The 22,854-nt window shown below is 59.9% G+C and carries 25 protein-coding genes, 1 tRNA gene and 1 pseudogene; 2 read left to right on the top strand and 25 right to left on the bottom strand.

Going from position 1 to position 22,854, the window contains the following annotated elements; genetic code table 11:
• Positions 1 to 4: 4 nt before the first annotated feature.
• The 19 genes from PCO31110_RS23455 to PCO31110_RS23365 all read right to left on the bottom strand — a co-directional run bounded on the left by PCO31110_RS23455 (position 5) and on the right by PCO31110_RS23365 (position 17,939).
• Entirely contained in the window at positions 5 to 490 is a 486-nt protein-coding gene (locus tag PCO31110_RS23455) for a hypothetical protein (protein ID WP_150691553.1), read from the bottom strand.
• Positions 487 to 1,794 carry a FliI/YscN family ATPase gene (locus PCO31110_RS23450; RefSeq protein ID WP_150691552.1) on the bottom strand — a complete coding sequence of 436 codons (1,308 nt, stop codon included), beginning with the start codon at positions 1,792 to 1,794 and terminating at the stop codon, positions 487 to 489. The genes PCO31110_RS23455 and PCO31110_RS23450 overlap by 4 nt, the downstream gene beginning before the upstream one ends.
• Positions 1,787 to 2,653, bottom strand: coding sequence for a FliH/SctL family protein (locus PCO31110_RS23445; RefSeq protein WP_150691551.1), 867 nt, complete (start codon positions 2,651 to 2,653; stop codon positions 1,787 to 1,789). The genes PCO31110_RS23450 and PCO31110_RS23445 overlap by 8 nt, the downstream gene beginning before the upstream one ends.
• Positions 2,650 to 3,225 (bottom strand): hypothetical protein, encoded by a 576-nt coding sequence (locus PCO31110_RS23440; RefSeq protein WP_150691550.1) that lies wholly within the window; start codon positions 3,223 to 3,225, stop codon positions 2,650 to 2,652. The genes PCO31110_RS23445 and PCO31110_RS23440 overlap by 4 nt, the downstream gene beginning before the upstream one ends.
• Complete coding sequence (fliF, locus tag PCO31110_RS23435; RefSeq protein ID WP_246189957.1) at positions 3,222 to 4,667, bottom strand: flagellar basal-body MS-ring/collar protein FliF; 1,446 nt, start codon at positions 4,665 to 4,667, stop codon at positions 3,222 to 3,224. Before fliF ends, PCO31110_RS23440 begins: the two co-directional genes overlap by 4 nt.
• Before the next feature lie 34 nt (positions 4,668 to 4,701).
• A complete protein-coding gene (gene fliE / locus PCO31110_RS23430) occupies positions 4,702 to 5,013 on the bottom strand; it encodes a flagellar hook-basal body complex protein FliE (protein ID WP_150691548.1) in 312 nt (103 codons plus the stop codon).
• On the bottom strand, positions 5,010 to 5,438 hold the full coding sequence (gene flgC, locus PCO31110_RS23425) for a flagellar basal body rod protein FlgC (RefSeq protein WP_150691547.1): 429 nt from the start codon (positions 5,436 to 5,438) through the stop codon (positions 5,010 to 5,012). Before flgC ends, fliE begins: the two co-directional genes overlap by 4 nt.
• A gap of 30 nt (positions 5,439 to 5,468) precedes the next feature.
• The gene (locus tag PCO31110_RS23420) at positions 5,469 to 5,843 is read right to left on the bottom strand and encodes a flagellar basal body rod protein FlgB (protein WP_150691546.1); all 375 of its coding nucleotides are present in this window, start codon (positions 5,841 to 5,843) and stop codon (positions 5,469 to 5,471) included.
• Positions 5,844 to 5,854: 11 nt separating this feature from the next.
• Entirely contained in the window at positions 5,855 to 7,018 is a 1,164-nt protein-coding gene (locus PCO31110_RS23415) for a flagellar basal body P-ring protein FlgI (RefSeq protein WP_246189956.1), read from the bottom strand.
• An 8-nt stretch (positions 7,019 to 7,026) separates the two neighbouring features.
• The gene (locus tag PCO31110_RS23410; RefSeq protein WP_150691545.1) at positions 7,027 to 7,608 is read right to left on the bottom strand and encodes a flagellar basal body L-ring protein FlgH; all 582 of its coding nucleotides are present in this window, start codon (positions 7,606 to 7,608) and stop codon (positions 7,027 to 7,029) included.
• Positions 7,605 to 8,495 (bottom strand): flagellar basal body P-ring formation chaperone FlgA, encoded by an 891-nt coding sequence (gene flgA / locus PCO31110_RS23405; protein ID WP_174979734.1) that lies wholly within the window; start codon positions 8,493 to 8,495, stop codon positions 7,605 to 7,607. The genes PCO31110_RS23410 and flgA overlap by 4 nt, the downstream gene beginning before the upstream one ends.
• Positions 8,496 to 8,611: 116 nt before the next feature.
• Complete coding sequence (gene flgG / locus PCO31110_RS23400) at positions 8,612 to 9,406, bottom strand: flagellar basal-body rod protein FlgG (protein ID WP_150691543.1); 795 nt, start codon at positions 9,404 to 9,406, stop codon at positions 8,612 to 8,614.
• A gap of 60 nt (positions 9,407 to 9,466) precedes the next feature.
• On the bottom strand, positions 9,467 to 10,198 hold the full coding sequence (locus PCO31110_RS23395) for a flagellar hook-basal body protein (RefSeq protein WP_150691542.1): 732 nt from the start codon (positions 10,196 to 10,198) through the stop codon (positions 9,467 to 9,469).
• A 16-nt stretch (positions 10,199 to 10,214) separates the two neighbouring features.
• Positions 10,215 to 12,287, bottom strand: coding sequence for a flagellar biosynthesis protein FlhA (locus PCO31110_RS23390; protein WP_150691541.1), 2,073 nt, complete (start codon positions 12,285 to 12,287; stop codon positions 10,215 to 10,217).
• Positions 12,284 to 13,396 (bottom strand): EscU/YscU/HrcU family type III secretion system export apparatus switch protein, encoded by a 1,113-nt coding sequence (locus PCO31110_RS23385; protein WP_150691540.1) that lies wholly within the window; start codon positions 13,394 to 13,396, stop codon positions 12,284 to 12,286. The genes PCO31110_RS23390 and PCO31110_RS23385 overlap by 4 nt, the downstream gene beginning before the upstream one ends.
• Positions 13,389 to 14,168 (bottom strand): flagellar biosynthetic protein FliR, encoded by a 780-nt coding sequence (locus PCO31110_RS23380; protein WP_150691539.1) that lies wholly within the window; start codon positions 14,166 to 14,168, stop codon positions 13,389 to 13,391. Before PCO31110_RS23380 ends, PCO31110_RS23385 begins: the two co-directional genes overlap by 8 nt.
• 12 nt (positions 14,169 to 14,180) lie before the next feature.
• The gene (locus tag PCO31110_RS23375; RefSeq protein ID WP_150691538.1) at positions 14,181 to 14,447 is read right to left on the bottom strand and encodes a flagellar biosynthetic protein FliQ; all 267 of its coding nucleotides are present in this window, start codon (positions 14,445 to 14,447) and stop codon (positions 14,181 to 14,183) included.
• A 212-nt stretch (positions 14,448 to 14,659) separates the two neighbouring features.
• Positions 14,660 to 15,646 carry a hypothetical protein gene (locus PCO31110_RS23370; protein ID WP_150691537.1) on the bottom strand — a complete coding sequence of 329 codons (987 nt, stop codon included), beginning with the start codon at positions 15,644 to 15,646 and terminating at the stop codon, positions 14,660 to 14,662.
• Positions 15,647 to 15,701: 55 nt separating this feature from the next.
• The gene (locus tag PCO31110_RS23365) at positions 15,702 to 17,939 is read right to left on the bottom strand and encodes a YcaO-like family protein (RefSeq protein WP_150691536.1); all 2,238 of its coding nucleotides are present in this window, start codon (positions 17,937 to 17,939) and stop codon (positions 15,702 to 15,704) included.
• A gap of 222 nt (positions 17,940 to 18,161) precedes the next feature.
• Between PCO31110_RS23365 and PCO31110_RS23360 the strand changes: the two are divergent.
• Positions 18,162 to 18,378 (top strand): annotated as a pseudogene (locus PCO31110_RS23360) (transposase); the annotation flags it as partial.
• Positions 18,379 to 18,493: 115 nt separating this feature from the next.
• On the opposite strand, the gene PCO31110_RS23355 reads toward PCO31110_RS23360, so the two are convergent.
• From PCO31110_RS23355 to PCO31110_RS23340, 4 genes are all read right to left on the bottom strand, one after another.
• Positions 18,494 to 19,057 (bottom strand): HD domain-containing protein, encoded by a 564-nt coding sequence (locus tag PCO31110_RS23355; RefSeq protein WP_150691534.1) that lies wholly within the window; start codon positions 19,055 to 19,057, stop codon positions 18,494 to 18,496.
• Between the two features lie 43 nt (positions 19,058 to 19,100).
• Positions 19,101 to 19,574, bottom strand: a complete 474-nt coding sequence (locus tag PCO31110_RS23350) for a hypothetical protein (protein WP_150691533.1) — start codon at positions 19,572 to 19,574, stop codon at positions 19,101 to 19,103.
• Positions 19,575 to 19,735: 161 nt separating this feature from the next.
• Positions 19,736 to 20,302 (bottom strand): lysozyme inhibitor LprI family protein, encoded by a 567-nt coding sequence (locus PCO31110_RS23345; protein ID WP_150691532.1) that lies wholly within the window; start codon positions 20,300 to 20,302, stop codon positions 19,736 to 19,738.
• Positions 20,299 to 20,688: a hypothetical protein gene (locus tag PCO31110_RS23340; protein WP_150691531.1), complete on the bottom strand. Its 390-nt coding sequence runs from the start codon at positions 20,686 to 20,688 to the stop codon at positions 20,299 to 20,301. Before PCO31110_RS23340 ends, PCO31110_RS23345 begins: the two co-directional genes overlap by 4 nt.
• A gap of 116 nt (positions 20,689 to 20,804) precedes the next feature.
• Here PCO31110_RS23340 and PCO31110_RS23335 point away from each other — a divergent pair, with 116 nt between their 5' ends.
• The gene (locus PCO31110_RS23335; RefSeq protein WP_150691530.1) at positions 20,805 to 21,116 is read left to right on the top strand and encodes a helix-turn-helix domain-containing protein; all 312 of its coding nucleotides are present in this window, start codon (positions 20,805 to 20,807) and stop codon (positions 21,114 to 21,116) included.
• Between the two features lie 116 nt (positions 21,117 to 21,232).
• Here the strand turns inward: PCO31110_RS23335 and PCO31110_RS23330 are convergent.
• A tRNA-Ser gene (locus PCO31110_RS23330) sits at positions 21,233 to 21,323 on the bottom strand.
• A gap of 102 nt (positions 21,324 to 21,425) precedes the next feature.
• Positions 21,426 to 22,730: a serine--tRNA ligase gene (gene serS, locus PCO31110_RS23325; RefSeq protein WP_150691529.1), complete on the bottom strand. Its 1,305-nt coding sequence runs from the start codon at positions 22,728 to 22,730 to the stop codon at positions 21,426 to 21,428.
• Positions 22,731 to 22,854: the final 124 nt, after the last annotated feature.

Genomic DNA, 22,854 nt, shown 5'->3' with positions numbered 1-22,854 from the left:
CTCCCTAGCGAGGCCCGTCACTCGACTCTTTCAAGTGCGCGGTGCGTGCAATCCAATCGGCGTCCGCCTCTCGTGCGACCAACGCAGTTTGATCGCGAACGTACGCATCCCAATGTCCTTTCCGTACTCGGTCCAGACGCTCGACATCCATCTGCGCGCTAGCGCACGCTTCGCGGCATTCGATCTCTAACAACTCACAAGCTTCGACACGCTCCATGGCTTCGTCAAGCTTGACGTGAAGTGTCGACAAATACGCCAGCGCCGTCATTCGCTGCCCCACATCGAGCCGCGAGCCGTCAGTCACACCGGCACCGTCTACCCGCTGCGCCTGGCTCTGCAAGTTTGCTTGCAACGCATCTCTTCCTGCCCTTGCTTGCTGCGTCGCCGTCACTGCATTGCCAAGCGCATCTCTCGCGGCATTCAATTGCCACGCTGCTCGCTGACGCAGCGGTTCGAGCGAAAAACGAAACCCCCGGCGATCGACGCTCACGACGTACCACCAATACGCTGGCGCAGTTCATTTAGTGCGAGCGTGCGTGCCACGCCGCCTTGCGCCTGCCGCAAGAAGTTGCGCAAGGGCTCGTCCAACGCGATGGCGGCGTCAATTGCGGGGTTCGCGCCCGCGGTATATGCGCCGATATCGATCATCGTTCGGTGCTGATCCAGCAGTGCAATTTGTTCGATACAGTTGCGTGCAAGCGCAGTGTCCGCTTCGTCGATCACATCCGGCATCACACGACTGGCACTACGCAACACGTCGATCGCCGGGAAATGCCCCTTGTGCGCCAACTCTCGCGACAGCACGACGTGCCCGTCGAGCGTGGCGCGCAGGCAATCCGCCACCGGCTCATTGAAGTCATCGCCATCGACAAGCACGGTGAAGACTGCCGTAATCGCCCCGCCACCCGGTGCCGTGCCACACCGCTCGCACAACTCGGGGATTTCCGTAAACACCGACGGCGTATAACCACGTGCCGTTGGCGGTTCTCCCGCCGCCAGCCCGACTTCGCGGCGCGCCATGGCGTAGCGTGTCACGGAATCCATCGTCAAGAACACCTGCTTGCCCATGGCGCGAAAGCCTTCGGCGATCGCGATAGCCGCCCGGGCCGCGCGCATGCGCATGAGCGCGGGCTGATCCGACGTCGCGACCACCACCACCGTCCGCGCCAGCCCCTCCTCGCCCAAATGCTTCTCAATGAACTCTCGTACTTCGCGTCCGCGTTCGCCAATCAGCGCCACCACGTTGACGTCGCTGCGCACGCCGCGCGCCATCATGCCGAGCAGACTGCTCTTTCCAACACCACTCCCTGCGAAGATACCGACACGCTGCCCCTGACCAAGCGTCAGCAGTGTGTCAATGGCTCTCACGCCCGTCTCGAACACTGCGTGGATTCGCGGTCGCTCCATCGGATTGATAGCTCCGCCCGACAGTGCACGAGGCAGCAAACCTTCAATCTCGCCCCGGCCATCGAGTGGCCGGCAGAAGGCGTCAACCACCCGGCCCAACAAGGACGGACCGAAACCCACCTGCGCCAGCGCACCGCCGGGCAACACGCAGTCGCCCACTTTCATGCCGGACATGGCCCCATAAGGCATGAGAGTCACCCGTTCGCCGTTCGCTCCCACCACCTCTGCGGGGCGACGCGAACCGTCTTCACCTAGCACTTCGCAAACGTCACCGATACCGGCACCCGTGCCCGTCGCTTCCACTGCGAGGCCGGAAACGCGCGTCACTTTCCCCGTTCGGGAAATCAGCGTCGCACGAGACAATCCGGCCAGGTAGTGGTCACGCATGAGGACGCGCCTGTGAAGTGGGTGCTGGCCCTGCCGCTCTGGCTTTCCGAACATCACCGAGGGCGCGTGCAACGGCTTCCAATTGCGCTTCGAGGCGCGCGTCGAGTGTACCGGCGTCGGTCTCGATAACGCAGCCACCCAGCATGACGCTGTCGTCTCCCAACCATTGCGGATCGCCTGCCATAGACGTCTCACGCAGCCACCCGAGATCGTCCGGATGCACGCGCACCCGCAATACACGTGACGGCGACGCTTGCGCGATCGTATGGCGAATCATGGCGCGCGCGCCGTCACGATTGACCGCACCCTCGCCGGCAATGCGACAAATCGCCGTATAGACCAATTCGACGATGTCGCTCTCCGCTGCCTCGCGCATTGCGGCGCGCTCGGCATGCAGACTTTCCAGCAGCGCTTCGGCCCGTTGTCTCAACTCGCCGAGTTGTGCGTCGATATCGCTGCGTGCGGCTTGCAAACCCGACGCATAACCCGCCTCGCGTCCCTCTCGCTCGCCGGATGCGCGGCCTTCCGTTTCCCCCTGCTCGAATCCCTTCTCGATTCCCTCCGTCAACCCTCGCGCGTACCCCTGCTCGAAGCCTTGCCGAACGCCTTCCTCATAGCCCGCTTCTCGGCGCGCCATCTGGTGAGCGGCATCGCGGGTCGCGCCCTCGTCCACAGGCACGTCGGCGTAATCCTGAACAGGTTGAGCCACACCCGCTTGGCCATGCTGCGCCGAAGCAGAGTGTTGCCCGGCTACGGGCGACACAGCACGACGGCGCGCGAGAATGCGCGGCGTCGCTTGCAGCGACACGTCCTTGAGCACGTCCGCTTCGGCATCGAACGACAAGCGGCTGTCGATCATGAGGAGCTCCCTGCTCGGCTACGGCTGCGACGCTGCGTCCATCGCCGTGTCCACGCCGCAAACACCGACTTGGGCGCTGGCTCGCTATCGCGTGCCTGCGCTCGCCCATTCATGCTTCGCGCCATATACGCTTCACACGCATTGCGGGTATGGCGAACCATGCTCTCGCCCAACTGCAGTGAAATCGCTGGTTCATCCGCTTGCCCGACCGGTTTCACGGCCCTAGTCCTGGCCGCCGGCCACGCGTTACGCCATGCCCAGGGGTGCAAGTCCAGCAGCAGTTCAACATAGCGAGCTGGCTCGCTACGCAATACTGCAATGACGACGTCTGGCGGCATGGCATCGAGATCAATGCCGTCTTGCCCGGCTGGGGGCACTGGGCGAACGGTGTCAGGCTCGGAAAGCGAGCTCAGCAACGTGGGATCTTGCGGAATGCCCAACTCGCGCAACTCGTCGAGAAGCGGCATTAGGGAATCGCGCTGTTGGCCGTCGAGCGCGTGCAGCGCCCATTGACGGTCATCGGGGTGCATCGCGTGAAGCGTCAGTGCCGCGTGGCGCAAAGCCTCGCTCATGAGCGCTCTCCTTTCACCTGCTCCACGGGCGTGGTATCGCGCATCCAATGGCGAAGCTTGAGCATCGCCGCGTCCCGCTGCGGCCCCGTCAGGCGCTCCGGTTGCGCCGCTACCGGGCGACGGCCGAAGGAAGTGAATGCCCAGATCAGCACGGCCAATGCCACCACTGCGCCCAAGACGATGCCGAGCCACTGAATCACATGTGCGGATGTTGCAGGTGCCGCGAGTGCCCGTTCCGAAGTCGATGCGCCCGGCACGTCGGCGACGGCCGATGCACCGCTCGATGCCTTCGTCGAAACATCGAACGACTGCACGACGACAGTGTCGCCCCGCCCGGGCACAGCGCCGACAGCGGCGGACACCGCGTCTCGCAGACCGGCCATGGCGGCCGCGTCGAGCGGCTTGCGTGTAATAACGACTGCATCGACCTTACGCAAGGTGCCGGCACTCTGGGTACGGCGCTCGACGCGCTTACCCACCTGATATTCCGACTCCCGTTGCGAGCTCGCCCCAGTGCCGTTGTCGCCAACGCGACTGGCCAGCGGCGTATTGCCTTCCTGAATGACTTCACGCTCGCGCACCAGCACACCAGCACCAGACTCGCCGGGCTTGCCCGGCTGCGTCGTGACATCCTCTGTCGTGATCTGTGAATCCTGCATATCCAGGGTCACGTCGACGCTGGCGAGTGCCTCGCCTTCGCCAAGCGCCTGGCGCAGCACCGCGTCGACCTTGCGTGTCAGGTACGTCTCCATATCACGCTTCATGTCGAGCGTGTCGTTACCGCCGCTCGCTCCCCCTGCGGCACGCGTCGCACGGGTGAGCGCGATGCCGTGCTGATCCACGATCGTGACATCTTGAACGTTGATGCCCGTCACGCCGGCCGCGACGAGCCGTTGAATGCCGCTTACCTGCTCGGAACTCAACGTTCTTCCTTGTTTGATAGTCAGTGTCACCGATGCCTTACCGCGCGCGTCGGTCCGCTTGAACAATCCCTCTTCCGGCGTCGCGAGATGCACGCGCGCACTCTCGATTTCATCTAACGACAGAATCGTGCGCGTAATCTCTCCTTGCAGAGCGCGCTGATAGTTCACTTTCTGCGCGAACTCGGTCATGCCGAAATCGGCATTGTTGAACAGTTCGAATCCCACGGCACCATGCAACGGCAGCGGCCTGGCCATTAGTTTGATGCGCGTTTTCAGCACCGCGTCCTTGTCGACCAGCAACGCGTGGCCGTCGTCGGCAATGCGGTACGGCACCTTCATCCGATCAAGTTCCGCCACCATGACGCCCATGTCCTCGCTGCTCAGATTGGAGAACAGCGTCTGATACTCGCCGCGCGCGAGCCACCACGTTCCAATACCCAACGCGACGACAATCACGGCCACACCGGCGATCAAGCCAGTGCGGGCACGCCGGTCAAGCCCTTGCCAGAATCCACTCACAACCGTTCCCCAAACAATGTCGTCAAATGCCGGCTCATACCTGCATACGCATCACTTCCTGATACGCCTCGAGCACTCGGTTACGCACCTGCATGAACAGCTGGAAAGTCAGTCCTGCTTCTTCCAGACGCATCATGACCTGATGCAAATTCTCAACGTTGCCGCTCGCCAGCGCATGCATCTGCGTGTTTGCCGAGAGCAGTTGTTCATTGACCTGCGCCAATCCCTGCGTCACCGTGGCGCCGAAGTCGATGCGCGCAGGCGATGCCGATAACGCCTGAACGCCGCTCGCCGCATCGCCGCTAGCCAGCAAAGCTTCTACCGCGCTTGTTGCCTCGATACTCATGCGGCCCCTCCGATTTCCAACGCCTTCACCGCCATCGTCTTGGCGATATTCATCGCAGCGATATTGGCCTCGTAAGCGCGTGTCGCACTCATCATGTTGATCATTTCGGTAGCCGAATCCACGTTGGGGTAGTGCACGTAGCCGCGCGTATCGGCGAACGGATTGCCCGGCTCGTACACCCGACGAGGTGCGGCACCGGTAGACGCCACAGCAAGCTCGGTGTTGCCGAGCCAACGCGTCACCGTGTCGCTGAACGACGGCGACGTCCGCCCGGTCACTTGTGCGACGACTCTCATGGGCTGGTAGCCACCGTCTTGCGTTTGCAACGTGTTGGCATACGCGAGGTTCATGGCAGCCACGTCGACGCGCAGCCGCTCGATCTGCATGCCGGCCGCGCTAATGGCAAAGGTCTGACTGAAATCCATCAAGGTCTCCTGAGTCACCCGTTCGGTGGCTTATCGCTTACCGTCGGCAACAGCCACCGCCAGCATCGCGAATTGCTTTCCCAATGCCTTCGTAAGCGCCTGAAAATTAAGCGAATTCTGTGAGAGTTCGGCCACTTCCTGATCGAGTTGCACTGGCTGAGGCAGCCCATCGTTATCGAGACGATCGCGCACCGTCACCCCTGCAGGCAGAGCCCCACGAGCCGAGGAACGCTGTGCGCTCACGCCCATCGCGGTCATGTGCGCGTCGAACGTCACTTGCTTGGCGATATAGCCGCCAACGTTCGCATTCGCAATGTTTGCGGCGCCGACTTGCTGCCGCAGCACCGCGCGGTCCAACGCGGAAGCGATCTCCTGGACCGTCGCAGTTTCGAAAATAGACGACATTCGTTGTCTCCTTACTGAACGATGAGATCGGCACGTAACGCACCGGCCGCCTTGCAGGCGCGCAAGATCGAAATGATGTCTCGCGTGTTGGTCTTCATGCGCGCCAGACTCTGAACGAGATCTGCCACTGTGTTGTGCTGTGCCGCGACGAAGCCCGGCCCGTTCTGCTCATCCACGTCGACCCGCGAGTTGGTGACGATTGCGGTACGAACCCCGGGCCCGGTACGACTCACGAACATCGGCTGGGACGCGACGTTCTCTGTCACGATTGAAATCTTGAGATCGCCGTGCGAAATGGCGACTTTCGCGATGCGGACATCGCCCCCGGAGACAACAACGCCCGTGCGCTCGTTAATCACAACGCGCGCGCGACGATCTGGAGCGACCGTCACGTTTTCAAGACTGGCGATGTAGTCCACCAAGTGCGCTTCTCGCCCTTCCGGCACGGCTACCTCGATACCTGCGGCGTCGCGAGCGCTGGCAACGCCGGGCAACACCTGGCCGTTGATCGCAGCCGCGATACGCGATGCGGTTGTGTAATCCGGGTCCGTCAGGACGAAGGTCAGCGTCTTGCGGGCACTGAGCATGTCCGCGCTCACACCGACTTCCACCGTCGCGCCACCCGGTACGTCGCCGACCGTCGGGTGATTCTTTTGGACGACGTTGCCGTTGGCGTCATAGCGATATCCGCCCACCGTCAGCGACCCTTGCGCGAGCGCGTACACGCGGCCGTTCGGCGCCTTGAGTGGAGTCAGCAGCAATGCTCCACCAACCAGACTGCGCGCGTCGCCAGCCGACGTCACCGTCACGTCCAGCGTATCGCCCTCGCGAGCAAACGTCGGCAACGAAGCGGTGACCATGACCACGGCGACGTTTCGGCTTTGAATCTGTTCAGGCGCCACCGTCAGGTTGAATTGCGAGAACGCATTGGCCAGCGCCTGACGTGTCGTGCGGTTGGTAGGTGAATCGCCGGTACCTGCCAAGCCGGTCACGATGCCGTAACCCACAAGCGAGTTCTCGCGCCATCCCTTGAGGTGTCCCAGATCCTTGATGCGGACACGATCGTTGTCGTCGGTCGCCGCCACGGCAGGCAACGCCAATACCATGCACAAGCCGATGAGCGTGCATCGCAGTCCACGGATCGCACCCGTACGAATGAGACGAATATTGTTCATTGCGTGCATCAGAATCCGAGAAAATCCAAGGCCTTGCGCCACCAGGCTCGTCGCCCACGCTCGGCGAGATCGCCGTAGCCAACATAGTTGATGCGCGCATCGCTGATTCGGGTGGACAGCACCACGTTGCCATCGGACACGTCTTGCGGGCGCACTCGACCTTCCAATTGAATCTTTTGCTGCTCGTCGTTGATAGTGAGCATCTGCTCACCCGCGACGCGAAGATCGCCGTTCGGCATGACCTCTTTGACTGCGACCGTGATCTGCGCAAGCAACCGTCCGGCGCGCTGCGTTCGGCCACCTCCATCGAAGTCGCCCTTCACGCCCAAGCTAGCGGCAATGGACGGATTGCGCGTCAGATTCACGTCTGCCGCGATGTCGTTGGAACGGCGGGTCGTCGTATCCGAATTGCTCGTCGCGCTTGCATTCTCGAAGACCTGCACGGTCAGCACGTCATCGACGCGAAACGCCTTGTTGTCCGCTGTGATCGGCCTGAACGTCTCTTCGCGGTACAGGCTCTCGGCCATGGCCGCGTTGCAGACGAGGGCGAACCCAATCACCCAGCCAGCCCACCCCTTCACTCCATTCATCGCGATATCTCCAGCATCCCTCGTCCCACCACCCGCGCCAGCACCGCTTCGCTCGATGTTCTGGGGCGCACCCGAATCAACTCCCCCTGCCTGCCGTCTTGCAGCACCTCGACCGGGCTCTCCACTACTACCGCGCCCCACGTCACCGTGAGCATCGCGGTCCCGCCCCGGATAACGTCCGGCACAGACTCGACGTCGTCGGCGCTCAGCACCTGCCCCGCGCGCACGACTCGCCGCAGCCTCGTCGCGGCCAGCGAAGCTTGCGCCATGCCATCGAGCGACATCGGTGTGCGACGCACGGCATCCAGAGGCATGTCCCGCATTTCGAAGGCCGCGGGGAACACGGCGATACCTGGCGATTGATCGCTAAGCGCCACCCATACGCGCCGTTTGCCCTCGACGCGAAAATTCACGGGTACCGTCTTGCCGGGTTGACCGTCCACCCGAATGTCGATCCACACTGTCGCGACGGCGCTCATCATCCCCGGCGGCAAATCCCTCGCCACCAGATCGATCGTGCCCGGCGGCAAATCGACCGCGACACCGCGATCGACGGGCGTGAGCCGCAAATCGCTCACCTCACCGGCCAGCCGATCTTGCAAGCTGCGCCGTGCCAGCGCATCCAATCGCTCCCACGCAAGCGCCTGCGTTCGGGTGTCAACCTGAACGGCGATCGCGCCACGCCATTGCACACGGCTCGCCCGCCCTACCTGCGCGTTGACCCAGCGCTCAAGTGCCTCGCGAGTCAAGCGTGCCGGTGAGCCTACCGGTGGCGCCGGTCCCAGATCGATCGACGCCAGACGTTCTTGAAGGGCAACGTCGTCCGAGCTAATTTCGGCGACGTCCGCTAATTTCACGGTCGGCCGCGTGACGCTGGCTTGCCCCATGAGGCGAACTTCCGCATCGGCGCTTTTCAGTGCCTGCGTATGTCCCACACAGACGGAACACAAGGCGATCGAGGCCAAGCTTCGCCGCAGCCATACGCCGACGCTCATCGCCCTGCTCAACGACGCAGGTTGTTGACCATGCCCAGCATCTCGTCGGCGGCCTGAACGACTTTCACGCTGGCCTCATAAGCGCGCTGGGCGACCATCAATCCAACGGTTTCGTCGACGAGTTTGACGTTCGAACCTTCGAGAAACCCTTGCTGCAACGTCCCGACACCATTCTGTCCCGGGGTCACCTGGATTGCGGCACCAGACGCCTCATTCGCGCGATATGTGTTTTCACCCAGCGCGGTCAACGATCCAGCGTCCGTAAATCGAACGAATTCCAGACGGCCCGCTTCAACAGGCGTCGCCTGCCCGGCGATGGTGATATTCACTGTGCCGTCAGCGGCGATCGTGAGCGACTGCGCGTTATCGGGAACGGTGATACCAGGACGCAGTGCATTGCCGCTGGCAGTGGCCAACAGACCGTCAGTGTTGACGCGCAGCGTGCCGCCGCGCGAATACGCTTCACTGCCATCCGCAAGCGTCACGCCAAGGAAACCTTCGCCCTGGATGGCGAGGTCCATCGGCGCCGCCGTCTTCTTCATGTCGCCGCCATCGAAGATTTTGGCCATATGGCCAACCGCAACACCGCTGCCGAGCTGCGGCAAGGCTCCGAGCGGACCGCCCACGGCGGACTCAGCCGCGCGCGCCACCGAGGTGACTTCGCGGGCGATCAAATCCGTGAAGCTCACCGAATTGCGTTTGTACCCAGTCGTGTTGACGTTGGCCAGGTTCTGCGCAATGGTGTCCACGTTGAGCTGCTGCGCTTGCATACCCGTTGCGCCAATGTAGAGTGCGTCGATCATCTTCGTTTCCTGTTGTTGTACGCGTCTCGTTCCGACGAGATCGTTGCCGGCCCGCCGGACTTACTCCGACAGTTTTCGAATGGCGTTGCCAAGCATGTCGTCATACCCCTGCGCAACCTTCTGCATCGACTCGAAGTGCCGCATGGTCTGCATGAGTTGCACCATTTCCTGCATGTTCGTGACGTTGGCGTTCTCCAGATATCCCTGACGAATTTGCAGGTCGACATCCTGGACTGTCGTGCCGGAATCCCCACTGATGTAGGCGCCATAGCCCAAAGACGTCATGTTCTGCGCGCGCTCGAATCGAACCACTCGCAACTGCGCGACAACGCGGCCGTCCTCTGTCACATTGCCAGTGCTATCGATCACTGGATGACTCCCAGTCAACGCAACCTCCCCTCCTTTACCCATGACGGGGTCCCCTTGCTCAGTGACCAAGCGCCCTCGCGTATCCACATGGAAATTGCCTTTGCGCGTGTACGCCGGACCGCTTTGTGTCGCGATTTCGAAGAAGCCGTCGCCCGCGATCGCAAGGTCGAGCGGCGCACCGGTCCGCTTAAGCGTTCCCGGCCTGGGATCGATCCGCTGTGCCACCGATCCGGTATTCGCCTGCGCGACGTTCTGCGACGCATCGCCAGACATGCCCGAGACCATCGCACTAAAGCCGGCACTGACCGGTACCTGCCGCTTGTAACCGGGGGTCGAGAGATTGGCGAGGTTGTTGGCTACACCATTGAGTCGCGCCATATCGTCCTGCATGGCGTAAAGCGCGACCGCGAGAATATCTGTCATGGACGTAAAGACTCCTTCAGGCAGCGGCGGGCTGAGTAGCCACGACACCGAAAGACTTCAACTCAAACGATTGCGGAATCTCCGACATCGACAACACGCGCAGATGGGGTACCGCGCGCTCGGAAAGTGCTCGGATATGTCGGCGTAGCTCCGGCGAACACAGCAATACCGGAAGGAGATTGCTCTTCATCATTCGCTCGGTCTGATAGGCCAGCCGGGTGATGAACAATTCGGCCAGTCCTGGATCGACGACAAACGGCTGTCCCGCATCGGCACCCCGCACGCTGTGGAGGAACTGGCTTTCCAGCCCGGCATCGATGGTCAGAACGTGCAGACCGCTCGCCTCTCCGGCCAAGCCCTGGCAGATGGCCCGCCCGAGACGCTGGCGCACACGTTCGGTCAGGAAGCCCATGTCCTTGCTGATACGTCCCGCTTCGAGTGCGGCCTCGAGGATCGCTACCAGATTGCGAATACTGACTTTCTCGCGAAGCAGGTTTTGCAACACGCGTTGAATATCGCTTGCAGAAAGGACTGTCGGGAAAATCTCCTCGACGAGCGTCGGCTGGCTTTGACGAACTCTCGCCAACATGCGCTCGACTTCGGCACGCGAGAGCAACGTGGCCGATTCCCGTCGAATCACTTCCGTCAAATGCGTCATCAAGACTGTCTGGGCATCCACCAGGGTGAACTTGGCCGCGATAGCCGCCGCCCGTTGCGACTCGTCGATCCAGATCGCCGGCAGACCATAGGTGGGCTCCTTGGTTGCTTCTCCCTTGAGGTGCCGGGTGTCGCCACTGGGATGAATCGCCAAAACCTGATCGAGCTTCGATTCGCCGCGGGCAACTGTTACGCCATCGATCTGAATCTCGTACTGATGCGGACCGAAGCGCTCCTGCGTGCGGAAGCGGACCTTGGGCAACACCATCCCGAGTTCTTGCGCAAACTGATTCCGAAAAATCACCAGACGATCAGATAGCAACGTGCCTTCGGCCACCACACTCGCCCAGCGCTGCCCCACGCAAACTTCGATCGGTTCGATAACCAGTTGCCGGTAGGGGTCGTCAGCCTCACTCTCGTTCGTGTCGGCTACCCCATCGTTTGGTGTAGCCGCGTTATCGCGCTCCGTCGCCTTCGCCCGTGATCGGTAGGTCAGCCAAGCCGCACCGAACAACACAACGAACAGCGGAATCGCTGGCAAGAGCGGAACGCCCGGCAACGCCACGAGCCCCGCAAGCGCGGCACCTGCGATTAGCAGTGTTTTTGGAAACGAGGTGATTTGGCGGAAAACTTCTTCGCTAAGGTTCGAATCTGACGCGGATCGTGTCACGATAATGCCGGTGCCCACGGCTATCACAAGGGCAGGAACCTGCGTGACAATCCCGTCGCCGATGGTCAGCAGCGTGTAGGTCTGGAGCGCCTCGCCCCACGGCATGCCGTGTTGAATGACACCGATGACCAGCCCGCCGATGCTGTCGACGAGCAAGATGATGATGCCCGCGATGGCATCGCCTTTGACGAATTTGCTCGCACCGTCCATCGCGCCGTAAAACGCGGCTTCCTTTTCGAGGTTTTTGCGCCGGCGCTGGGCCTCGACTTGATCGATGAATCCCATGTTGAGATCGGCGTCGATACTCATCTGTTGCCCAGGCATGCTATCCAACGTGAAACGCGCCGCGACTTCCGACACACGTTGTGCGCCGTTCGTGACGACGACGTACTGCACAACGATCAGAATCAGGAACACGATGATGCCGATCACGTAGTTGCCGCCCACCACGTGGCTGCCGATCGCGCCGATCACTTTACCGGCGTCGCCTTCGGACAGGATCAGGCGGGTGGCCGCGACATTGAGCGATAGCCGGAAAAGGGTGGCGATCAGCAGCAACGACGGAAACGTCGAGAATTCGACGGGTCGGGCCATGTAAAACGTCAGCAACAGAATCAGACAGGCGAAGCTGATATTCGCCATGATCAGGAAGTCGAGGAGCGCGCTGGGAATGGGCGCGAACAATACCAGCAGCACGCCAAGGACCAATGCCACGAGTGCGATGTCCGTGTGCTTGCCGAGCACGTGGCGAAGCGCGTTCATGTCGCACCTCCAACGGCATTGACGTCGCGCTCGCGTGCGCGACGCTGGGCGTCACGCATCGACAGTACCCAGACCATGATGCGGGCGACCTGCGCGAAGGTGTGCGCCGGAACGTGGTGTCCGATCAATGCGCGGAAATAGAGCTCCCGGGCAAGCGGTGGATTTTGCACGATAGGAATGGCGTGCCGCATGGCGATCGTTCGAATCATCCATGCCAGTTGTCCCGTCCCCTTGGAGAGCACCTGGGGAGAGGACATCACGCCATGCTCGTAGCGCAACGCCACAGCAAAGTGCGTGGGGTTCGTGATGATGACGTCGGCGTTCTTTGTGTCAGCCACACTTGTCATTTTCGCGAGCATTTCCTTACGCATCGCTTTGAGTCGCGCCCGAATCGATGCGTCGCCCTCTCTCTGCTTTGACTCGTCTTTGACTTCGCGCCGGCTCATCCGCATCTGCTTATTGAACTCCCGACGCGAATACGCGAAGTCGAGTACGGCCAGACAGGCCAATGCTGCGCCACAGGCCAGCCCAATCGAGGTGAGATCGTTGAGAAACAGGCGCACCATGCCTTGCGGCGGCAACGCAGCAAGACTGACCAGATTCGGTGCGATGTGCTGCATCGCCAGATAAGTAACTACCGCCAACACGGTCAATTTCAGGAGCGCACGGGCGGTGTCGAATAGCGAGCGCATCGAGAGCAGCTTCTTGAAACCGTTGACCGGATTCAAACGGTTGATGTCCAACACGAGTGCCTTTGGTGCGAATACGGGGCCCGTCTGCACCACATTCGCGAGCCCCCCCCCGATGCAAATAGCGAACAGAAGCGGGAAAAACAAGTCGCTCAATTGGCCGAGCACCGATTTCCACAGGGCGATGGAATAAATACGATCCCGTGCGCTCGCCAGACTCATTGATGCAAACAGCCGTTGCTCGATAGCGAGAAACCGGTTGATGGCGTCCCACGCGTTCGCATGGCAATACGCCACTGCGACAATGAACACGACGGCAGCGGGCACATCGGCGCTCTTGCCGACGCTTCCCTTCTCGCGCGCTTTACGCAGCTTGTGCGGCGTCGCCTTTTCGTTGCGGTCTAAATCCTGATCAGCCATTGGGTAACACGGCCTCCCAGAACGAGAATGTCAATGCATATGCCCGGTCCATCGGCCCATGCATGAGCGGCAGCCAGATAGCGAGGGCGACCACGCCGACGACGATTTTCAGTGGGATGCCGAACGCAAACATGTTCATCTGCGGCATATTGCGAGCGAGCGCGCCGAGGCAGAACTCCACGAGCAAAAGGCATAGCACCACGGGCGCCACCAACGTGAACCCCAACGTCCACATGCTGCCGGCCTGCTTGATGACCAGCGCGACCGAATCCGGATTTCGCCACGCAGCTCCGGGCGCGACCATCCGGAAGCTGTAGGCCAGACCGCGCACGAGCGTGTGATGTCCGTTTGCGAGAAAAAACAGGAAGATTGCCAATTGATTGAACAGGCCTGTGATCACGGGTGCCTGACGAAGGGTCACAGGATCGAATACCTGCCCGATGCCAAACCCGATCTGTACGTCGAGGAGCCGACCGGCCACCGAAAAACAAGCGAAGGATGCCAGTACGCCCAGTGCCAGCGTGGCCCCCAGCGCGGCCTCGGAAATCACCCCACCTACCACATCGCCCAATTCAACTGGGACCTGGCGCTCCGGCTGTGTCGTCCCGCCAACTAGCGCGACCGCCAGCCCGACAACCAGTAGAAATCTGACCACTGGCGGAATTCCGGTCATCGTCAAAACTGGCGTGACCAGAAGCAGCGCGGCGATGCGGGTCGCGACGAGTAGTAACGTCAGAAGCCAAGCGGCATCGATATGGGGAATTGCCAACATGCCTGTTTGCCGTCAAAACATGCCCGGAATCCCGAGCCAAAGTTTCGTAGCAAACGCGGTGATCTTCTGGAGCATCCACGGCCCGAAGAAAATCAGGCCTAGCCCTGCTGTGAGGAGCTTCGGCACAAATGTGAGCGACATTTCCTGAATCTGCGTCACGACCTGGAAGACGCTGACCATCAAGCCAACCGCCATGGTGAGCGCCAAAATGGGGAAACAAACCTGAATCCCCGTCCATAGCAACTCGGCCATCAATCGCAACGCAAAATCCGAATACATCCCCCGTCTCCCGTCCCCCGTAATCCGCTGCGCCGAGCCTCCCGCACATGCGAATCAGATATTCGTTTTGCTTACAAGTAGTTACACATTATTGCATTTAGTTACTTCAATGTCATACGAATGGATAGCTCCGGATTCCTGATGTTGTGTATTCCGACACGTTGTCCGCGTACGTATTGACGGACAAAAAAGTTATGTTGTAAGCGTTTGCTTCATTCGCTCTGATTATTCTTCCAACGATGGAAAGCCGAATCGAGCATGGGGGCATAGCAATTCTGATGGACCATTGGATTGCTATTCATCTCCAGCAACCAAAGTTGATCGTCAGCGTCGAGAATGGCGTCGACAGTGAAAACTGAGCCGTTTTTGACCGATTCTGGAATCCCGCACCAGAGCACTTCGCCTACATGGTGCAAATGGGCCGTCAAGGCACTCGACTGGTTCGCCAAGCAATCCCGATCCTTCAATTGCCAGACATCGTAGGGTGTTGCGAACTTGAAATCGAGGTACACACGCTCGCCCTGCGGCACGACATCGTCGGCCTGCCTTCCCTGCCAGGCCAGCATTTCACCACTCGTTTCGAGCGAATACGACCGGTCGAAGCTCCCGCGACGCTCGCTCGCCAGTGCACCCAGCGTCCGGCGACCGTCTCCGATCAGATGAGGAAGTTCCAGCGCTTCCATGGCAACTGGCTTGGCATTCCAGTACCAGATCTTGCAAGTCCGTCCCAAGATAAACGCTTCGCAATAATCCGAATCGAGCAACTCCGGGGCGGAGCCAGATTGGCTATTTCGAAACGGACCGAGAATGTTCTGTCCAAATGAGCCGTTGCGACGTTTGACAATGTAGTCTGCCGCTTGCGCTGGCTCATGGGGCCGCCAAGCGGGCGTCACCCGCAATTGATGGTCTTCGCAATACCGTTTGAAGACAATTTTGTCGGTTGATATCGGCCAGCTCTTGACTGTATACGGCAACCAGCCCGCGAAGCCGTTCGCCACCTCTTCGGTCAGCCCATTGGTGTAGGCCAGCGAGTCCGACGGGGTCCGAAACGAAAATTTCGGAATCAACGCGACCGACCTCGTACCCACCGTCACCGTCGCACGGTAAGTCAGCGCATCGAACGACAACGCGCCTTCAGCCGCAACCGCCCATCGCCGAACGGCTGTGATGTGCGCGTTCAAATTGAAGATATGGAACACCAAGACTCCTGATCGTTTCGCCAGTCCTGCCGGCAGATTGTTATCCGGTGATCGCTCACGCAAATGGGTGAGGGAATCGCGCCTCGCGAACGCAAGACGACATCGTCCCCAGGGGCATTCGCCCGTATCCAAACGTCACGGGGATCATTCCCGGAACGACGGCACGCGCCGTAAACAGTGCATTCCCGCTATACGTGCGGGGCGCGTCTGCCAGCGTCAGATCGACAAAAAACGGTTCCCAGCCCATATCGATGACTTGATCCAGAACGTCCCTACGCATCGCCGCCCGGCAATTTTCGAAGGCGTCGTGCGTCATCGCCGGCGCGTCGATAAATAGTCGATCCGCGCGACGGTAATACCGGCGGGTCGCGTAGACATCCGAATGATCCCATGGGTAATGCACCTTTGACGGCTGCACCACTTCGGCACGCAGCGACGCAAGACGGGCGTGCGCCGCGATTTCCGCTTCGCTCAGTGCACCATGCAGGGCATCTTCAAAATCGCCCCCCGCCCCCGCGCCGAAACAAGTGAAATGTCGAGCCGGACTCTGGATAACCGCCATGAGAACCGGTAAGACCCCCTTGTCGAGGACAAGCAGCGTGACCTCACAACCTTCGCCTTTCAGCCAGTCGATTCGCGCGTTCAGTGTGTCGGGAATCCACGCGTCGTCAATTAGGCTGCCGGGCGCTTGCTCCCCCCAATGCCGCATGAATGCGTCGCGTTCGATCACTTCCCAAAGCGCGGCACGTTGCGCCAGCGACTCGCTGATGTGCGAGGCACAGCCGGATGAGGTCGCCCAACAATAAGCCTCGTGGGCACCCAGTTGTTTCAGGCTTTGCCGATGGAAAACGCAGTCGGCGAGCAGGAGTACATCGCGCCCGTCGCGCGAGGACTTCGCTTCTGTCCAAAGGGCTCGATCCTGCTGTCGCAGCCGTGTGAATGGAAAATCCTTGCTGCGATACTGACCGGGAGAGAACGACACGATCGTGGCGGGATCGATCGCCGAGGGGAGCTCTGCCAGCCGCCCCCAATGCAAGCGTCGTGGCGCTCGATACGCATGGCGCTCCACGGCTTCCGCAATGGCCTTGTCCAACGCAAGGACCGGGTCGTAGGCCCTCCCCCATGCGAACTCATCGATTTCCGTAGGCACATCGATTCTTGCCTTGGCCACGTGGAACGGGAGCGAGTCCAGATCGTCCGACCATGAAAGTGCCAAGGGGAGCGTCGGCGTGCCTGAGGTATCAGGCGAGTCCTGTTCAGTCCCCAGCAACCCAACCGAGAGAACGCTCGCGCGCGACGGCAGGTCCAGCAGGCTAGCCATGCGTTCAGGATCGTAGTTCCCGAATGGGCTCCAGGCCAGATCAACGTCCGCACAATGCAGCGCCACGTTCTGAAACACGGCGCCGGCTTCAAACATCAGGAACGGATACGCACGATTGCGGTAATTGAGCGCGACTAGGGACAAATCGGCCCACGCGACAACGATTGCGCGCACATTGACCAAGTCATCGGGCGCAATGGCCACCCGGAACACATCCGATTCGCGCCCTGCTTCACGCACCAGGTGAGGGCCGCCATCCGCCAAGGGCCTGAATTGCACGGTGTAGCATCCCCGCGTCAATTTACCGGCATCTTGCAAGAGCACGATACTCATTCGTAGCGTATGCAGCCCCCCGGCCGATGGCACTGGCCGGCGATGGGTCAACTCGCCGAGCGGTGCGTTGGACTCGACAATTCCGTAGGCCGTCTGGAGAACACTAGAGAGGTCTGACTCGGTAAGGGGGGCGCTTCCAAACCCACGCGCCGAGACGCGCTTCGTCAGCATCGGCGTAAGACTAGAGCGCACGGGCGCAGCAAGAGAAATGGCCGAGCCCGCTTCGTCGTCCGGCGGCCCACTCAGCGCCTTCACGGCGGCCCAAACATGCCGGGGTGCTGGCAATCCGGCCGGCCCAAGGGGATGATTTGTCGCACTGGCCATGGCGGGCAACTGAATTGCGGCGTCCACCATGACGCCTGCGCCGAGCAAGTCCGATACGAAGCGCGTCATTCGATCATCGCCCCAGGTCTGCATCGAGAATTTCCCGATGTCAACCAGACTGCTCTCACCCCGACACCAAACGAAAAGCTTTTCCAGCATTTTGCGAGGCGCGCGAACCGTTATGACTTCACCACGCCACTGCACCTCAAGTCGCTTGCCCGTGATCAACGCTGGCGCAGCAAAAACCGGGCATACCCTCGCGGGATCGACCAATGCCTCTTCAACGACGGTAGCGGCAGAGTTTTCGGAGGTCACAGTAATGTCTCGACGGAGCGCTTCAATTGTTCTGGATACCGGCGCAACGACCGGTGGATTTATGGACGGGATTATATCTATGCCGTCAGCCTAGAAAATAAGCTCAAACATGAAACGATCTGCTTGGCTAAATCCGGACCAGCCGTGATGCGAGTTTTTTGGCAAACCGCCCCTTCGCAGCAAGGAGTTTGTCATGAAGACGAACGGTACGCAGTGGAGTAGATAGTGGCGATTTTGAAGCAAGCCGAACTCGGGATGCCTGTTGCGGAGTTGATCCGCCATGTGAGCATTTCCGAACAAACGCTTTACCGATGGAAGCAGCCGTATTCGGACCTGCAGACCGATCAATTACGCGAGCTCGCGCAACTGAGAACCGAAGAAGCGGGGTGCTGAGCTTAGCCTGGATAAAGCCGTATTGCCGGACGTTCTAGCAAAGAAATCCCGACCCGCCCTTTTGCATATGAGGCTGTTGATGACGATCTAACGTCGAGAATGCACACTTAGGCGAAGCCATCCGTAGAATGCGAAGTCGCTACCCCAATGGCTCGACGAACCTACCGTTCCAGATCGAGCACTTCCCCAGGATGCAATCCGGCCCCGAGTTCGCGCACGATTTCGAAAGCTCGCAAGAGCGAAGCATTGTCGCAATGCAAACCCGCCACAACTCGTGCGGCCCAGCCGAAGTATTCCTTCCTGCGTTCCAAAGACCATTGCGGCGGCGGCGCGTTTATCAGGTCCCGCAGATTGCAGGTGACATCAGCGATCTTAATCATCGCTGCCTTGTGCGATTTCTGAGCCGCATGCTGCACCTGCAGGTCCTTTCGCAACTGCTTTGGCTGCGACTTGTCGTCTGATACTTCCGCAACCAGCGTCGCGACCTCTTGGCCGAAGAGGAGTCTCAGCTCTTCGAACGTTGTGTGCGTATCTTCGATGGTGTCGTGAAGAATCGCCGCCTGCAGTACGGAAACTTCGGTGATCTTCCCCGTCGTCGAAAGCAAATGGGCGACAGCGATCGGATGGTTAATATAGGGTGACACCTCTACGTCTTTTCGACGCTGGTTCTTGTGTCGATCAGCTGCAAAGTGAATTGCACTGAGCATATCCGCCAGATTACTCATACACATCCTAGTTCCCCCGATCCAATTGAGGTCCGGCGCACGTTTATCGAGCACCGGACGAACCGCGAATTTTCGATCGCTCGTTGCCCGTATCAGCATGCCTCCCCTCGCCGATAGACCAAGCCGCTTTCGCCAGATCCGCATGTTCAGGCACAGGGCAAACGTATCCGCGACGGGAAAGTGTCCGCGCAGTTATCTTGTGTCCCCAAAGAGCATAGCGGCCGAGATATAAACCGTAAGCGCACCAGAGCAACAGCGATACCATGTAAGAGTCTTTACTGACGTAGGACGATTCGGCAGGAATCACGTCAACGAATCCCATCCACATCGAGCTACCTACTCGAAGGTACGTCTGTGCAGCGATGTACCCGACTACTAGCAATGCCTGCATGTACAGGCGACGTCGCACAAAGGCGATAAGCCCCACGATCGGGAGCGCCAATGCGAACCAGAACGCCCAAGCCACACCGACCTTCACGCCAACGACAGCCTCACGTTTCTTCATCAAAACCTTCATTTCGTCCCTCCGGTGCACATTCGATGTCGATCTGCCATGGGTATAGAGGTCGTCATTTTTGCGGAACGAGCAGGACTACCGGCGATCGATCATCAAACGATTTCGTACCATCGGGCCAAACGATGAGGTCACCGACAACGGAGACCATCTGGGCGCTGTCTTCAAGCCGTTGAATTTGTGCTTGAATAGGTTCGGGCACATCCCAGACGTATCGAAAGCTTGTACTGATGACCACCGACCTGGAGCGCGATGAAACCGCCTGCCGGGTCGTGATCAAAAACAAGCGCTCCGTAGAGAACGGTACCCGAAAGTACCGATGTCTTCGCGGGAATCGATGCGTCCCCAGTGCGAGAAAATGTGAGAACCCGACCATTCTCTGCACTTACGCGAAGAGCGCGTGTTCTCTCGCGATAGGCGTTGGCAATGCACTCATCGCTGCGACACTTGTCGCGAACGGTGGCGCGCCATTTGTTCTGGTCTTTTCGCAGGCCCGCCTTGTCAGCTGTCCGATTCGTCGCTGCCGTGAATGCCTGCGCAAGCTGGTTGTCCGATTCGGCAAGCGAAGGGCTCGCGCAAATGGACAGCTCCACCGAACTCGACGCTTTGCTGCAGTCAAAAGAAGGTTTTGCAATCTCGGCCAATGCCGGAATAGCCGAAAAGACGCCGATGATGGCCACAGTTGCCCAGCCGACTCGCTTGGCCTGCAAATACGTCACTCCCCAGTTCATCGGATCTCCCCTACAGCTCGCTGGCACCTCGGGGTCATACCACCGCCGAACGTGAGCATAGTGGTGATATTGATGATTCCTTTTTGTAACTCTTCGCGGGCAGTCGTAGCACAAGCCTGGGCTACATTGTCATAACCGTCGCTCTTGATATGCGCCCGCATACCGGACACCAATTCGCGGGTGTCCACATATCGCTTTGTGTTCTCGAGGTCTGCAGGCCTGCGCAACTCGATGAGCTTAACGAGATCGGCCCCACAAACGTTGATCGCCGTGATGTATTGCTGGCAGGCCGGGGGAAGGGATTGCGCGTTGACGTTCGAGGATGCCATCGTCGACAACAGCACCCCAACCAGCAAAGCACAGGGACCAAGCTTGTGTTTTTCCATCGAGTCTCTCGGTATCTATCGGACAGCTCGACATTTCGAACGCCGCCCAAAACTAAGGAATTCTTAGTGTAGCAAATATCGTCAACACCCAGCATGTTTTCCTTTCGGGGAAGAACATGTCCGTATTCGCGAAACGCTTGAAGGAAGCTAGGAAGGCCGCAGGTCTATCGCAGGAGAAACTCGGGGTGCTCGCCGGCATTGACGAAATGTCTGCCAGCGCTCGCATGAACCAATATGAGCGAGGCAAGCACGCCCCTGACTATTCGATGGTCGAGCGCATTGCCGCCAACTTGAATCTTCCGGTCACTTATTTTTTCTCGGCTGACGACTCGGAGGCGAAATTGCTGGTCGTCTATCATCGGCTACGCGACGAAGACAAGGATCACATCCTGTCCCAAGCTCTGGAGATGATCCGCACTGACAAATGATCGCGGAGCACACGAATTCAGTGGGATAACGCGGTCGGCGCCTTGATAGTCATTTTTTAAGTCGCTGACACACAAAACAAAAAAGCCCTTGAAATTCAAGGGCTTAATTGTGTGCTTGGCGGAGAGGGTGGGATTCGAACCCACGATACGGTATAACCGTATACCGGATTTCGAGTCCGGCGCATTCGACCACTCTGCCACCTCTCCAAGCGTTCTTTCTGCTTTGGTTCGCTGCCTGAGTGGCCTCAAGCAGCGAGAAAGAGATTATAGCCGAATTTCTTCCGCTGCCAACCCCTTTTTCCAGATTTTTTACGCAGCAGGTTTGAGGCACTCGATGCCGCCCATGTACGGACGCAGCATGTCAGGAATCGTCACCGAACCATCGGCGTTCTGATAATTTTCCAGCACCGCAACAAGGGTGCGCCCCACGGCCAGTCCCGAGCCGTTGAGCGTGTGCACCAGTTCCGGCTTGCCCTGCGCATTACGGAAACGTGCCTGCATCCGGCGCGCCTGGAAGTTCTCCATGTTCGAACACGACGAAATCTCGCGATACGTGTTCTGCGCCGGAATCCACACTTCCATGTCATACGTCTTCGCACTCCCGAAGCCCATGTCCCCCGTGCACAGCACAATCGTGCGGTACGGCAGATTCAGCTTCTGCAGAATCGCTTCCGCATGCCCCACCAACATCTCCAGCGTGGCGTACGACTCCTCCGGACGTACCACATGCACCAACTCGACCTTATCGAACTGATGCTGACGAATCATGCCGCGCGTGTCCTTGCCATAGCTGCCCGCCTCCGAACGGAAGCACGGCGTATGCGCCACCATGTGCATCGGCACCGCGTCAGCCGCCAGCAACTCGTCACGCACGATGTTCGTGAGCGACACCTCGGCCGTCGGGATCAGATAGAAGTTCTCGATGCGCTCGCCCTCTTCACCGCCCACCTTGCGCGGCACCTTGAACAAATCGTCCTCGAACTTCGGAAGCTGGCCCGTACCCCGCATCGACGCCGCATTCACGATATACGGCACGTACATTTCCGTATAGCCATGCTCCGACGTGTGCGTGTCGATCATGAACTGCGCCAACGCACGATGCAGTCGTGCAATGCCACCCTTCATCACCGAGAAACGCGCCCCCGCGAGCTTCGTGGCTGCATCGAAGTCCAACCCCAACGCCGCACCGAGATCAACGTGGTCACGCACCGCGAAGTCGAATTCACGCGGTGTGCCCCAACGGCGCACTTCCACGTTCTGCGTTTCGTCCGAACCGACCGGCACACTCCCATGCGGCAAATTCGGCACACCCAGCAACAGATCCGACAGGCGCGCCTGCACCTCCTCCAGTCGCACCTCCGACGCCTTGAGCGAGTCAGCAATGCCGCCAACCTCGGCGATCTCGGCAGAGGCGTCCTCCCCCTTGCCCTTCTTCATGCCGACCTGCTTCGAGAGCGCATTGCGGCGTGCCTGAAGCTCCTCGGTTTGCGTCTGGATCTGCTTGCGCTCCGCCTCGAGTGCAGCAAACGTCGCTACATCCAGCGTGTAGCCGCGCGCCTTGAGTCGCGCCGCAACGCCATCGAGATCCTTGCGAAGAAGTTGAATGTCGAGCATGGTGGGATGTCTATCGTTAGTGGCCCATTGTCGTGGACCATGGAATTCGTTCTGGCCGCCCCGCGCCCTCATGGCGCCGGATACAGCATCAAACCGTGGATTTTACCAAACGCGCACCGCGATT

It is taken from the genome of Pandoraea communis (genome assembly GCF_902459745.1).
Taxonomy (GTDB): domain Bacteria; phylum Pseudomonadota; class Gammaproteobacteria; order Burkholderiales; family Burkholderiaceae; genus Pandoraea; species Pandoraea communis.
This window is presented reverse-complemented; position numbering and strand designations above follow the sequence as displayed.